Origin of the sequence: Rhizobium lentis (assembly GCF_014200175.1) — a bacterium.
In the GTDB taxonomy this organism is placed as follows: domain Bacteria; phylum Pseudomonadota; class Alphaproteobacteria; order Rhizobiales; family Rhizobiaceae; genus Rhizobium; species Rhizobium mulingense.
Genome location: NZ_JACHBD010000008.1, coordinates 172,332 through 186,142 on the forward strand (window position 1 = coordinate 172,332; position 13,811 = coordinate 186,142).

11 protein-coding genes are annotated in these 13,811 nt (G+C 62.2%); 4 read left to right on the forward strand and 7 right to left on the reverse strand.

Features of this window, described 5'->3' with window-relative positions; genetic code table 11:
* Positions 1-99: 99 nt before the first annotated feature.
* Positions 100-1,554 carry a glutamate synthase subunit beta gene (locus tag GGI60_RS19690; RefSeq protein WP_097580374.1) on the forward strand — a complete coding sequence of 485 codons (1,455 nt, stop codon included), beginning with the start codon at positions 100-102 and terminating at the stop codon, positions 1,552-1,554.
* A gap of 213 nt (positions 1,555-1,767) precedes the next feature.
* Positions 1,768-2,400: a hypothetical protein gene (locus GGI60_RS19695; protein ID WP_183917963.1), complete on the forward strand. Its 633-nt coding sequence runs from the start codon at positions 1,768-1,770 to the stop codon at positions 2,398-2,400.
* Positions 2,401-2,431: 31 nt separating this feature from the next.
* Here the strand turns inward: GGI60_RS19695 and GGI60_RS19700 are convergent, their stop codons facing one another.
* Positions 2,432-3,676 carry an SGNH family hydrolase gene (locus tag GGI60_RS19700; protein WP_183917965.1) on the reverse strand — a complete coding sequence of 415 codons (1,245 nt, stop codon included), beginning with the start codon at positions 3,674-3,676 and terminating at the stop codon, positions 2,432-2,434.
* A 92-nt stretch (positions 3,677-3,768) separates the two neighbouring features.
* Positions 3,769-4,992, reverse strand: a complete 1,224-nt coding sequence (locus tag GGI60_RS19705; RefSeq protein ID WP_183917967.1) for a lytic murein transglycosylase — start codon at positions 4,990-4,992, stop codon at positions 3,769-3,771.
* A 203-nt stretch (positions 4,993-5,195) separates the two neighbouring features.
* On the opposite strand from GGI60_RS19705, the gene galU reads away from it, so the two are divergent.
* Positions 5,196-6,083 carry a UTP--glucose-1-phosphate uridylyltransferase GalU gene (gene galU / locus GGI60_RS19710; RefSeq protein WP_183917969.1) on the forward strand — a complete coding sequence of 296 codons (888 nt, stop codon included), beginning with the start codon at positions 5,196-5,198 and terminating at the stop codon, positions 6,081-6,083.
* A 123-nt stretch (positions 6,084-6,206) separates the two neighbouring features.
* Here the strand turns inward: galU and GGI60_RS19715 are convergent, their stop codons facing one another.
* Positions 6,207-7,730: an outer membrane beta-barrel protein gene (locus GGI60_RS19715; protein WP_183917971.1), complete on the reverse strand. Its 1,524-nt coding sequence runs from the start codon at positions 7,728-7,730 to the stop codon at positions 6,207-6,209.
* A gap of 143 nt (positions 7,731-7,873) precedes the next feature.
* Here GGI60_RS19715 and GGI60_RS19720 point away from each other — a divergent pair, with 143 nt between their 5' ends.
* Positions 7,874-8,869 (forward strand): SIS domain-containing protein, encoded by a 996-nt coding sequence (locus tag GGI60_RS19720; protein ID WP_183917973.1) that lies wholly within the window; start codon positions 7,874-7,876, stop codon positions 8,867-8,869.
* 14 nt (positions 8,870-8,883) lie between these two features.
* Here GGI60_RS19720 and GGI60_RS19725 read toward each other — a convergent pair whose 3' ends face one another.
* The 4 genes from GGI60_RS19725 to GGI60_RS19740 all read right to left on the reverse strand — a co-directional run bounded on the left by GGI60_RS19725 (position 8,884) and on the right by GGI60_RS19740 (position 13,666).
* Complete coding sequence (locus tag GGI60_RS19725; protein ID WP_010033200.1) at positions 8,884-9,339, reverse strand: NfeD family protein; 456 nt, start codon at positions 9,337-9,339, stop codon at positions 8,884-8,886.
* A gap of 3 nt (positions 9,340-9,342) precedes the next feature.
* The gene (locus GGI60_RS19730; RefSeq protein ID WP_183917975.1) at positions 9,343-10,371 is read right to left on the reverse strand and encodes an SPFH domain-containing protein; all 1,029 of its coding nucleotides are present in this window, start codon (positions 10,369-10,371) and stop codon (positions 9,343-9,345) included.
* A 160-nt stretch (positions 10,372-10,531) separates the two neighbouring features.
* On the reverse strand, positions 10,532-11,566 hold the full coding sequence (gene hemH, locus GGI60_RS19735; RefSeq protein ID WP_183917977.1) for a ferrochelatase: 1,035 nt from the start codon (positions 11,564-11,566) through the stop codon (positions 10,532-10,534).
* Between the two features lie 123 nt (positions 11,567-11,689).
* Positions 11,690-13,666, reverse strand: coding sequence for a bifunctional metallophosphatase/5'-nucleotidase (locus tag GGI60_RS19740; RefSeq protein WP_183917979.1), 1,977 nt, complete (start codon positions 13,664-13,666; stop codon positions 11,690-11,692).
* Between the last annotated feature and the right edge of the window lie 145 nt (positions 13,667-13,811).

Consider the following 13,811-nt stretch of genomic DNA (forward strand, 5'->3'; position numbering starts at 1 on the left):
TCCAATGACGGTCAAGAGAAGCAACCCGCCCGGAATGCCGGGACTGACGACAGACAATTGGCCGCGGATGAGGCGGTCATGAGGGTAAGGGACGAAGAGATGGGTAAGGTAACAGGGTTTCTGGAAATCGACCGGCAGGTGGCGAAGTACCAGCCGGCGTCGGATCGTATCCGCCATTTCCGCGAATTCACGATCCCGATGTCGGATCCGGAAGTGCAGAAACAGGCGGCGCGCTGCATGGACTGTGGCATCCCCTATTGCCACGGCCCGACCGGCTGCCCGGTGCACAACCAGATTCCTGACTGGAACGACCTCGTCTACAACAACAACTGGGAAGCGGCGATCCAGAACCTGCATTCGACCAACAACTTCCCGGAGTTCACCGGCCGCGTCTGCCCGGCGCCCTGCGAGGAAGCCTGCACTTTGAATCTCGAGGATGCGCCGGTTGCCATCAAGACGGTCGAGCAGGCGATTGCCGACAAGGCCTATGAGCTCGGCTTCATCCGGCCGCAGCCGGCGACAGTTCATACCGGCAAGAAGGTTGCCGTCATCGGCTCCGGTCCGGCCGGCATGGCGGCCGCCCAGCAGCTCGGCCGCGCCGGCCACGAGGTGCATGTCTATGAGCGCGAGACCAAGCCGGGCGGCCTGCTGCGCTATGGCATTCCCGATTTCAAGATGGAGAAGAACTTCATCGACCGCCGGGTCGAGCAGATGAAGGGCGAGGGCGTCACCTTCCATTGCGGCGTCAATGTCGGCGTCGACGTCAAGGTTGAGCAGCTGCTGGCCGATCATGACGCCGTGCTCTATTGCGGCGGCTCAGAGACGCCGCGCGAGGCGGGCATTCCGGGCATCGACCTTGCCGGCGTGCATGATGCCATGCCCTATCTGGTGCAGCAGAACCGCCGCGTCGGGCGCGAAAACATCGACAGCGTCGGCTGGCCGTCGGATCCGATCCTTGCCGGCGCCAAACATGTCGTCGTCGTCGGTGGCGGCGATACGGCGTCGGACTGTGTCGGCACGGCGTTCCGCCAGGGCGCCGTCAAGGTCACCCAGCTCGACATTCGGCCGCAGCCGCCGGAAAAGGAAGACAAGCTGGCCGTCTGGCCTTTCTGGGCAACGAAGATGCGCACCTCCTCCTCGCAGGCCGAGGGCGCCGTGCGCGAGTTCCAGGTGGCGACGCTCGAATTCATCGGCGAAGACGGCGTGCTGACGGGCGTCAAATGCTGTGAGGTCGATGAGCGCCGGCGGCCGGTTGCGGGCACGGAATTCGTCATCCGAGCCGATCTGGCCTTCATCGCCATCGGTTTCCGCGGGCCGTTTACGACAAGCGTGCTGAAGGAGCTCGAGGGCAAGCTGACGCTCAATACCGATAAGCGTGGTTCCACCAACGTTGTCGCCAACGACCGGGACTACAAGACCTCGATCGACAAGTTCTGGACGGCGGGCGACGTGCGCCGCGGCCAGTCGCTGGTGGTCTGGGCGATCCGCGAAGGCCGCCAGGCTGCCCGCGCCATCGATGAGGCCTTAATGGGCTCGAGCGTGCTGCCGAACTGATCGCGCGTCCTATAGGCTGACAGAGACACGAACTCCGCCTTTCCGGCGGAGTTTTTTATTGTGCGCGGCGCGTCCGGCGGGAGCTCTTTTGCCGGTGCGACCGCTTGACGCGCCGGGGTGGGACGCAAGCTTGAAGCAATGCCGGAGGGTGAGGCTTATGCCTGACGCGGGCTCAGGAGGAGCCGTCGCGAATGATCGACAAGGATTATTCAAATGGTTTCTGCACTCGATAATACCAGGATGGTTTCGACCCAATACGCCTTGAAGAATCTTCGTAGCTCCGATGAAAGCTCAGAGGATACGCAGAGTTCGTCGGCGGCAAGCATTCTGCGCAGCTACGGACTCGATTCGAGCTCCGCGTCGCTTCTTTCCAATCAGGCGCTGTCGGGGCTGCTCGACGCGCTTTCGTCCAAGGACGACACCTCCGACGAGACCGACACGACTGACGACAGCGCCGATGTGACCAGCGGCTCCTTCATGTCGATGCTGAAGCAGCAGTTGCAGGAAGCGGCCGCGGCCGAGGGCGAAAGCGGCAAGGCCCATGACATGCTGGCTGCGCTGGAGGCAGGCACGCTCACCATCTCCGATCCGACGCAAGGTGTGTCGGTCGCCGCCTGGGACATCGACGATCCTGACGAGGCAGACACGGAAAGCAAGGTCGGCAGGACGATCGATGTCAGAGGCTGGAGCGAATTCCTGAATGCACATCTGGAGCGTGGTTCCGACGGCGCCTTCATCAAGGAAAACGGCAGCTATGTCGACCAGACGACTGAAGGCAATGCCTTCTTTGGCCTGATCGGCTCAAACTATTATTATCTGAGCTGGCCGCAGACGGCGGCGAAGTGAAGGGAATGAAGGCCGCCTCGCGCGGCCTTTCTCATTTCACCGAGACTTCGGCCGGCGATTTGGCCGCCGGCATGCGGTAGTCGTCGACGCGCCCGACTGGGGCCGGCGTCATCTCGCCCTGTTCGACGAGGAGATCGCGCGGCGATTTCGTCAGCGTCACAGGCGGCGGGCTTGCGCCGAGAAGCTCGGTGCCGCCGTCGAGATTGGGATCGGAGAGACTGATCGGCACGGTGTGTTCGACCGGATTGGTGGGAAGGCCGAGACCGGGCAGGGCACTCTCGTCGAGCCGCACCAGATCCGGGCTTGCTTGGGTGCCGAGAATGCGGCGGGCCGGCTTTTCCACATAGAAGGCAAGTTTGCGGCGGCCGGCCTGCGTGAGGTTGACGCCGTCGGAGGTGCGCAGGCGCACCTGCTGGCCATTCACATCCGAACCGGTGACGATGAAGTTGCTGTTCTCGTCGACGAAGCCATCCCAGATATCTACGAATTCGCCGCCGATGCTTTCCACCTGGTTGCGGTAGAGCTGATTCATCTGGACGGCGTCAGCCGTCATCTGATCGGATTCGAAGGCGGGAAGTCCGACCCAAAGCAGCGGGATCTTGCGGTCGGTGACTTCTTTGCCGAAGGAAAGAACGCGGCGGCGATATTCGGCAAACCAGCCGTCAGTGCGGAATTTTTCCTTGGCTGTGTCGGTCACCATCTGCTGGCGATCGTTGGCGCCGATCATGACGACGACCATGGCCGGCTTCAGCTCGTCGATCATCTTCGGCAGCTGTTCCGGCCAGTCATAATAATCGTCGCGGACAAGGCCCGAGGAGACGTTGCCGCGGGCTTCGACGACGACGCCGGGCGAAGTCTCGAAGGCGGCGGTCAGGCCGTCGCCGAGGCCGCTGGCGAGGAAATCGCCGACGATCAGGATCTTCTTGGCGTCGCCAAGCTTCTGCACGATCGGCTCTTCCTGCACCGGCGGCCGCACCGGCGGCGCGGTGCGGGTATTGATCACCGCCTTCTGCGTCGGCGGGCGCTTGCGCTGCTGCTGGCGTCTCGGCTGCGGGGCATCAGGGGCCTGCGGACCGTCATCATCGAGATAGCGCCGGCCAAGGAAGAAATCGAGGATCGACCGGCGCTGGTAGCGCTGTTCCTGGGCCTCGGCGACATGCACCGGCGCAAGCGCGCCGGCGCACAGCGAAGCCGCCGTCAAGGCGAGCAACAGCCAACGGATTTTCGGGGTCCGATCACTTTTCTTCATCATGGGCAGTTCCGAATCTGCCGGCATCTTGCACGCAGGGTAGGTCAGCGTCCACTCCCGCTCATAATTTAGGTCACGGTTCTGTGGCTTCCAATCAGGGCTTGCCTTTCGGCATGGCGCTAGCGGCGGAGTGCGTTCAGGAGCGGCAGTGAGGGCTCGCCGTCCGGCTGCATGCCGATGCGCTCCTGCACCGCCGATATCGCCGCTTTCGAACCCGAGCCGAAATTGCCATCGACCTCGCCATTGTAATAGCCGAGGGTCTTGAGGCGGGTCTGCAGCTCGAATTTCTCGGTGATATCAAGGGCGCCGTCCGGGCGCGGCCAGCGCTGCTGCATGCCGCCGTAACCGGCGATCTGATCGGCCAGCAGGCCAACCGCAAGCGCGTAGCTGTCCGAAGCATTGTAGTTCTTGATGGTGAAAAAGTTGGCCGTCATCAGGAAGCCCGGGCCGTTCGGTCCGGCCGGCATTTTCAGTACGGCCTTGCTGCCGCCTTCGCGGAAGGCCTTGCCGTTCGCGCGTTTCAGGCCGAGTTCCGCCCATTGGGCGAGCGTATGGGTCTTGCCTGCCTGCTTGGCGGCGGCCGCGGGAACGATGACCTCGTAGCCCCAGGTCTTGCCGGTATCCCAGCCGTTCTTCATCAGGAGATTGGCCGAAGTCGCCAGCGCGTCCGGCACCGAATTCCAGATGTCGCGATGGCCGTTGCCGTCGGCATCGACGGCGTAAAGCAGGTAGCTCGTCGGGATGAACTGCGTATGGCCCATGGCGCCCGCCCAGGAGCCGGTCATCTCACGTGCCGGCACGTCGCCGTTCTGCAGGATCTTCAGCGCGGCAACCAGCTGCTTCTTGGCGAACTTGGCGCGGCTCGGATCGGCATAGGCAAGCGTCGCCAGTGCACGCGGCACGTAATGCAGCCGGTCGTCCTTGTCGAGGATCGCTCCGTAATTGGATTCCATCGACCATATTGCGAGCAGAATGGCCTTGTCGACGCCGAAGCGCTGTTCGATCGCGTTGAGCGTGCGGGCATGCTTGGCGGCCATCTCGCGGCCGATCTTGACCGTGTAGGGATTAACACGCGAATCGATGTAATCCCAGATCTTCGAGGTAAATTCCGGCTGATAGGCGGCTTTTTCGAGCACCGTCGGGTCAGGCTCGCTCACCCCGGAAAGGGCCTTTTGGTAGGTTGCCTTACTGATGCCACTCTGTGCGGCTGTTTGGTAAAAATCCGCGATCCATTTCTGGAACCGAGAATCGGCTTTCGCGTTGTCGGGGACCAGCCCCACCTGGGCGGCGACAACGAGGGCGAGAGCAAGACCACGAAGGGAGTTTTTATGATTCTGGATCATCGACAGTCGTATCCGTCATCTTTAGTTTTCGGTGCAGCAGAGGCGTCACGTCCGCCCAGACCCGAGACTACAGGAACGGAGTCAACAAATTCTTTACCATGGCGGTCGGCCGCGGTCACCATTGCAAAACAGTAGCAATTCTATACTAGGTAGAGCCAAAAGGCTCTTTTTCCAAAGCGATATGGCGAAGCAGGAGGCCGGGTGTGGCTCAGCATAACAAAGTTCGTAAAGCAGTATTTCCGGTTGCCGGGTTGGGGACGCGATTCCTGCCGGCGACAAAGGCTGTTCCGAAGGAAATGTTGACCGTCGTCGACAAGCCAATCATTCAATATGTCGTCGATGAGGCGATCGAAGCCGGAATCGAACATCTGGTTTTCGTCACCGGGCGCAACAAGCACGTCATCGAAGATTATTTCGACATTCATTTCGAGCTTGAGCAGACGCTCAAGGAGCGCGCCAAGAAGGCCGAAATTACTCTCCTGCAGCAGCAATTACCTAAGGCCGGCACGGTGAGCTTCACCCGCCAACAGGAGCCGCTCGGCCTCGGTCATGCGGTCTGGTGCGCCCGCGAGATCGTCGGCGACGAACCTTTCGCATTGCTGCTGCCCGACATGATCATGAAGGGCGACAAGGGCTGCATGAAGGGGATGATCGACCTTTACGGCCAGAGCGGCGGCAATATTATCGCCGTCGAGGAATGCGCGCCCGACCAGGCCCATAGATACGGCATCGTCGGCGTCGGCGAAGCAATCGGCGAGGGCTTCCGAATCACCGGCATGGTGGAAAAGCCCGCCAAGGGAACGGCGCCTTCCAACTTCTTCATCAACGGCCGCTACATCCTGCAGCCGGAGATTTTCCGGATCCTCGAAACCCAGGAGCGCGGGGCCGGCAACGAGATCCAGCTGACCGACGGCATGCTGAAGCTGCTGAAGGAACAGGATTTTGCCGGTTACCACTTCCGCGGCACGACTTACGACTGCGGCGCCAAGGATGGCTTCATCTTGGCAAATGTCGCCTACGCCCTCGAACGCGCCGATATCCGCCCGACCGTCGAAGGCGGCTTCAAGGAATTGCTTGCCGGCCTGAGGTAAGGTTCTCTTTAGCGCATGAATGACACAGCGCCGCGCAAAAGTGTGCGCGGTTTTGCGGCAACGACATGCGTGAAAACAAAGAGCTAAAGCGCAAGGAGCGAATCTGAACGATTGCGTTGCGCTTTAGCGTTTCAGCTTGAGGCCGACGCCCGCGCGCCATTGCTGCGAATCGGATCCTTCCTTGCGCGTCGTCAGCTCGTAACCGAGCGTACTGGTCAGATCGAGATAGCGGTTGATGTTCCAGGTCAGGCCGGTCGCCGCGGTATAGACGAGCTCGTCGTTGATCGTGCTGTCAGTGGGATAATTGCGCCATACGACCCCACCGATCATCCTGCCGACCAGATTGTCGCGCAGCTGGTGCGTGACCGTCGTCGTCAGCGCGTGCGAGACATAACCGCTCTCGCCGGCCGTGGTCGTCGGCTGGATGCTCGTCTGCAGGTCGAAATTGACATCGGTGCCGCGGATCGGCGACCAGAGCAGGCTCGCATCGAGCGTGGCCGTGTCGATCGACGAGAGCCTGTTATCTTCGAAATCCGCCCTCTCGTAACCGACGCCGACTTCTCCCTTCAGCTTTTCGCCGAGATCAACCTCGACGCCGGCCTTGGCGCCGTAGCTATGGCCCGAACGCTCGTAGCCGGCGGAATCGCGCGTCTCGTCATAAAGCGTCCGGCCGACCGTCGCCTCGATGAAGGGGATGAGCGCGGGCGACAGCTCGTAGCCGAGGCGGCCACGCAACGTGCCGGTCGTCTGATCGCGGTCGCTGAGTGCGACGGTCGCGCCGCTGGCCAGCGTGGCGTCGGAATAGATCGAACGGGTGAGCGCCAGCGCCGTCGTGCCGCGCAGAATGCCGAAATCGCGTTGGACGGAGGCCCCGGCCGAAAACTCCTGCACATCGGATTGCTGCGTTGCATTGGCGATCGCGTCGGGATCGTCCGTATCTTCGCGGTAAAAATTATACCCTGCCGTGAGGTGCGCGACCGTATCCTGGGGAAGATCCAGCCTGAGATCGCCGTTGATCTTGAAGGAAGGCTGCTCCTCGCCTTCGCCGCTGATATTCCTCTGCCAGGCGCCTTCCGAGGTGACGCTCAGCTGGTGACGGCCCCAGTCGGAGGTCAGCGTCGCGGCCGCATCGGTTTCGAGGAAGGCCCGCCGCTGCCTGGTATTGCCGTCCTTTGTGGTCTCGGTGTTGATGCTCTGGGTGACGCTTGGGCGAAGCACGAAGGTGCCGAGCGGAATGCCCGGCGTTTCCGCCGTCGACGCACTTTCGGCAGCCCGGCGGCGCGGCGCTTCGTCGACCGGTGCTTCGCGGGTGTTCAGCCGGCGGATGTCCTCGTCGAGAATGGAGCCGGTAATGTCGTCGCCGGCGTGCGAATCCGATATGGCGGGCCTCTGCGAAGCGTCATCGGCGTTCGCGGTCGTGCCGTTCGCCGCGGGAATGGCGCCGTCATCGCTATCGTCAGCGGTGGATGCGGCGCTGTAGGTGGTGCGATTGCCCTGAGAGGCCGCGGAGCCGCTGCTTGCCGGCTGTGAGGCGGATTGTGCAAAGGCTAGCTGGCTAAGCAGCAGACTGCCGAACGCAGCAAAAGAGACGGCACGGCTCATGGCGCGGAGCGGCGTCACACTGCTCGTCTGATCTGGCTGGCCCATGCAATTCGCGCCTGACATGCTTTCGGTTCTTACCCAAAGGTAAAGCCTCGTGGTTAATCATTCGTTGCCGTCGGCGGGCGCCGTTCACAATTCGGAAAGAGGCCGGGGTGGACTTGGAAAGTGAAAAGGTCTAACGCAAGTCCATGAACAGAAGAGCGATAAAACTGGTCGAAAACGGCGTGCTCGAATCAGCAAAGCGCACGATTGAAATCGAAAAACGCGGTCTTGAAGCGCTCGAACAGGCCTTGGACAATGGATTGGCCGGCCCGTTCACCCGCGCGATCGAAGTCATCGGCGATATCTCCGGCCGGGTGATCGTCACCGGCGTCGGCAAGAGCGGCCATATTGGCGCCAAGCTGGCGGCGACCTTCGCGTCGACCGGGACGCCTGCCTTCTTCGTGCATGCGGCCGAAGCCAATCACGGCGATCTCGGCATGATCGCGCGCGACGACGTCGTGCTGGCGATTTCCAAAGGCGGCGAGAGCGCCGAGCTCAAGAGCATTATTTCCTTCACGCGGCGCTTTTCCATTCCGTTGATCGCGCTCACCTGCGGCGAACACTCCTCGCTTGCGACCGCTGCCGATATCGTGCTTCTGGTGCCGAACGAACAGGAAGCCTGCCCCAATGGGCTGGCGCCGACGACCTCGACGCTGATGCAGCTTGCGCTTGGCGATGCCTTGGCAGTGGCGCTTCTGGAGGCGCGCGGCTTTACCGCCACGGATTTCCACGTCTTCCACCCCGGCGGCAAGCTCGGCGCCAGCCTGACACATGTCGCCGACATCATGCATACCGGCGAGCGGTTGCCGCTCGTTGCCAAGGGCACGCCAATGCCGGAGGCGATCACGGTGCTCTCGCGCAAGCATTTCGGCTGCGTCGGCGTGCTCGACGAGGAGGGACGGCTCTGCGGCATCGTCACTGAAGGCGATATGGCGCGCAACCTGACCCGTAATCTCGCCGAGCTTGCCGTCGACGACATCATGACGAAGACGCCGAAGACGGTGAAGCCGACGATGCTGGCGACCGCTGCCCTCGCGCTGCTCAATCAGCACAGCATCGGCGCGCTGATCGTCGTCGACGACGACAGACGACCGCTCGGGCTGGTGCATTTCCATGACCTGCTGCGGATCGGCGTCGCCTGATCAGCATTATTTGATTAGATGGGTTCGACCGTGAGGTCGCGGCCGTTGCTCGCGACGACCTTGACTTGCGTCCCTACGGGCAGATCAGGCCCCATCACCTGCCACAGCGTATCATCGAGACGGATGCGGCCGCGGCCTTCACGAATCGGCTCGTGCAGCGTCGCGGTACGGCCGACGAGGCTCGCGCCGCGCTGATTGAGGAAGGGCTCGTCGGTGGCGGCATTGCGCAGCATCAGCCGACGGCCGGCAAAGGTCGTGGCAACGGCGAGCAAGGCAAAAAGGATCGCCTGCAACTCCCAGACCCAGAACGCGCTGTCCCAGAACAGCAGCGACAGTGCACCGACGATCAAGGCAGCGAGGCCGATCCACACCAGGAAGAAGCCGGGCACGATCATTTCCGCGGCGAGCAGAACCAGGCCAACAACCCACCAGCTCCACGGACCGAGTTCGGCGATGATCTTCGCCAGCATGGCTCAGCGCTCCGGATCGGGGTTGAAGGGGTTGGGGGTCGGCGGATTGATCGGCGGCGTCGAGCGGACCGGCGCGGGGCGCGGACGCGGCGGCGGAGGCGGCGGATTGCCGGCGTCGCCGAAGACCTCCCGGGCGATGGCGCCGATGCCGCCGAGGGAGCTGAGGATAGACGAGGCTTCCATGGGCATCAGCACGATCTTGGAGTTGGGCGCAGAGCCGACCGAGGCGAGCGCTTCGGTGTATTTCTGCGCGACGAAATAGTTGATCGCCTGAACGTCGCCGGCGGCAATCGCCTCGGAGACCATCCGCGTCGCCTTGGCTTCGGCCTCGGCCAGGCGCTCGCGGGCTTCGGCGTTGCGGAAGGCGGCTTCGCGCTGGCCCTCGGCCTGCAGGATCGCGGATTGCTTGGCGCCTTCGGCCCTCAGAATCTGCGCATTGCGCGCGCCTTCGGCTTCCAAGACCTGCGCGCGCTTTTCGCGCTCGGCCTTCATCTGGCGGGCCATCGCATCGACGAGGTCGCGCGGCGGTTGGATGTCTTTGATTTCGACGCGGGTGACCTTGATGCCCCAGGGCTGCACGGCCTCGTCGACGACACGCAGCAGCCGGTCGTTGATCGCATCGCGGTTGGAAAGCAGTTCGTCGAGATCCATCGAGCCCATGACCGAGCGGATGTTGGTCATGGTGAGATTGAGGATGGCGTTTTCCAGGTTGGCAACCTGATAGGCGGACTGAGCTGCGTTCAACACCTGATAGAAGGCGACGGCATCGGCCGAAACCGAGGCGTTATCCTTGGTAATCACCTCCTGGGTCGGCACGTTCAGCACCTGCTCCATCACGTTCAATCGGGCGCCGACGCGCTCGATGAAGGGTGTGATGAGGTTGAGGCCCGGCTCCAGCGTGCGGGTATAACGGCCGAAGCGCTCGATCGTATAGCGGTAGCCCTGCGGCACCGTCTTGATCCCGGCGAAGAGGACCAGGATGACGAAGACGACCAGCACGATCACGACGATATCGAAACCGCCCAAAAGCATGAAAAACCCTCCCATCGGCGCATGCGCCCACTCACTGAATGTGGTGAGTTAGCATGTTCTTTGCGAGGAAGAAATGCACCACCTCCGAGGGAAATAGAATGTGGCGTCTCGGCAGGATTCATCGGGGCGACCCGTCGAATGACGGGTCCGCGAAGGTCTCTCAGACCCAACCTTGCAATTCGCGGCGGACGACCCTTTCCAGCACCTTCATGCCGTCCTCACTGTCGTTGAGGCAGGGAATATGCGCGAACTTCTCGCCGCCATTTTCGTGGAACGAATGGGCGGCCTGCTCGGCGATTTCTTCGAGCGTTTCCAGACAGTCGGAAACGAAGCCGGGATTGATGACGGCGATGCGCTTGACGCCGTCGCGGGCGAGTTTCTCCACCGTCTTGTCGGTATAGGGCTGCAGCCATTCCTCCGGCCCGAAGCGGGACTGGAAGGTGACCGTGAAGTTTTCCTCGGTCAATCCGAGCCGCTCGCGCAGTAGCCGTCCGGTCTTCTGGCACTGACAGTAATAGGGATCACCCTGCTTGAAATAGGACATCGGAATGCCGTGGAACGAGGCGATCAGCATCTCCGGCTTCCAGTCGAGTGTCGAAAGATGCCGTTCGACAGATTGGGCGAGCGCCTCGATATAGGTCTCGTCGTCGTGATAATCGGGCACGGTACGCAGCGCCGGCTGCCAGCGCATCGTGAGAAGTTTCTGGAAGGCCTTGTCGTTGACGGTGGCGGTCGTCGCCGCGGCATATTGCGGATAAAGCGGGAAGAGCACGATACGGTCGCAGCCCTCCTGCTTCAGCACGTCGATGCGTGAGGCGATCGACGGTGTGCCATAGCGCATCGCCCAGTCGACCTTGACGTTATCGAGATCCTTCAGCCGCCCGGCCATCAGTTCCGACTGATTGCGCGTATAGGTACGGAGAAAACTTTCGTTCCTCTCCTTGTTCCAGATCAGCTCGTAGGCCTTGCCGACCTTCTGCGGGCGCCTGTTGAGCACGATGCCGAACAGGATCGGATACCACTTCCAGCGCGACCATTCGATGACGCGGCGATCGGTCAGGAACTCCCTGAGATAGCGGCGCATCGAGGCGTAGTCGGTTCCGTCGGGCGTGCCGAGATTGACCAGCAGGACGCCGATCTTGCCTGACTTGACGGCCGGATGATCCGCCGGACGGAGTGAAATATCTGCTGTCATTCTGGCCCCAATACTCGTTGTCTCGTCGGCTCATACGCAGCTTCGAGATCATGGTTCACGCTATAGAAAGAAAAGCCGGCCCGGGAAACCCCGGGCCGACCGATGGCGTCGAGACAGATCGTCTTACTTGGCGGGAACCTGGATCTCCTTGCCGACCGTCAGGTGCCGCGGATCCGGCTTGCCGTTGGCTTCCGAAAGCTTCCGCCACAGCGTGCCGTCGCCATAGAAGGTCACGGCGAGATCCCAGAAGGTGTCGCCGGCTGCGATCACGTGGGTCGAGGGCGTCGTTGCCGCAGGCGCGGAGGCTGCCGGCGCGGGCGTCGGTTCCGGGGCGGGCGCGGGTGCGGCCGGTGCAGCCGGAGCAGGCTCGGTGGCCGGAGCGGGTGCGGCCGGTGCTGCAGGAGCAGGGGCGGGCTCGGCGGTTGGTGCCGGCGTTGCCGGAGCTGCAGGGGCGGGGGCAGGTTGGGTGGTTGATGCCGGCGCCTGCGCCACAGTCGTGCCGATTTCCGTCACGCGGCCATCGGTATAGGGCTTATAAGGCGAATGCGCAGCCAGATACTCGGCGGTTACGTCGGCGAGATCCGGGCCGTAATCATAGACATTCTTGCCTTCCTTGAAGATCGAATAGCCGTCGCCGCCGGCCCGCATGAAGTTGTTGGTAGCTAGCTTGTAGGTCTTCGCCTGGTCGATCGGAGCGAAACTGTCGCCTTCCTTCACCTGGACATCGCTGACGCGGCTGCCGACAGGCTTGGACTGGTCGAACGAGAATTTCAGGCCGGCGACCTGCGGAAAGCGGCCGGCGCCCTGATCGATCTGGCTGACGCCGTTTTCGAGCGCCTTGACGACGTCTGCGCCGGTGGCCTCGAAAGTGGCGAGCGTGTTCTGGAAGGGCAGCACGGTGATGACCTCGCCCTGGGTGACATCACCGCCGTCGATCGAAGCACGCAGGCCGCCGCCATTCTGAACGGCAATGGTGACGCCCTGGTTCTTCGTGCGGTCAAGCATGGCGTCGGCCACCAGATTGCCCATCGAGCATTCCTTGACGCGGCAGACTTTACGATCGCCCTCGATCGGACCTTCGGAGGCGCCGATCACCTTCTTGCGTAATTCCTCGATCGGCTTCGCGAGTTCGGCGACGCGGGTGACGATGGCCGGATCGGGCGTGAAGGACGAGTCGATCAAGATCGGGTCGCCCTTGGCATCCTTGACGACGCCGCTATCGTCGAAATTGACGACGATATCACCGAGATATTTGCTGTAGGAGGCAGCCTGGACGACCGGCACCTTGTAGCCGCCGGGATTGTCGACCATCGTCGGATATGGGCCTTCAGCCTTCGGATCGGTGTTGGACAGCAGGCTGTGGGAATGGCCGCCGACGACGACATCGACATCCGGAATCTTGGCGATGACGGCGAGGTCGCGGGGATAACCGACATGGGTGAGCGCAATGATCTTGTTGACGTCCTGGCCCTTCAGCTCCTGAACCGCTGAAGTAATGGACTGGACGTCATCGGCGATGGTGACGTTCGGGCCGGGAGAGGACAATTCGGGCGTATCATTGGTGACGGCGCCGACGATGCCGATCTTCTGGCCGCCGACATCGAGCACCAGCGACGGCTTGATGCGGTCGCCGAGCTTGGAGGCAGCGGTCGCCTTGACGTTCGCCGTCACGACCGGGAATTGCACCTTGTCGAGGAAGGTCGCGAGACCATCCTCGCTGTCGTCGAATTCATGGTTGCCGACGGTCATGGCGTCGAACTTCATCAGGTTCAGGAATTCGGCTTCGGCCGCGCCCTTGTAGGTGGTGTAGAAGAGCGAGCCCTGGAAATTGTCGCCGGCGTTCAGCAGAAGGACATTCTTGCCCGATAGCGCCTGGCGGCGCTGGTCGATCGCGGTCTTCAGGCGCGCGGCACCGCCGAAGCATTCCTTCTTGCCTTCCTCCTCGGCCGAGCAGGTGGAATCGAACTTGTTGATCGATTCGATGCGGGAATGGAAATCGTTGATATGAAGAATATTGAGTTCGTAATCCGCAAAGGCGGCGCCCGCGCTCAGCGCCAGCATGGACGCGGTCAAAAGACCGAAGCTGAAAGACTTCGTCATCCCTGTTCTCCTGATTGAGGCGAAAGATCCCCCTCGCCGATCCCTTCCATAGTCCGCCGGGGCGGTACCCGGCATGCCGATGTTCCATGACACAGCATATGACTGCAAGGGAAAGCTGGGCCAGACGGCACTCTTTCCAAGAGGG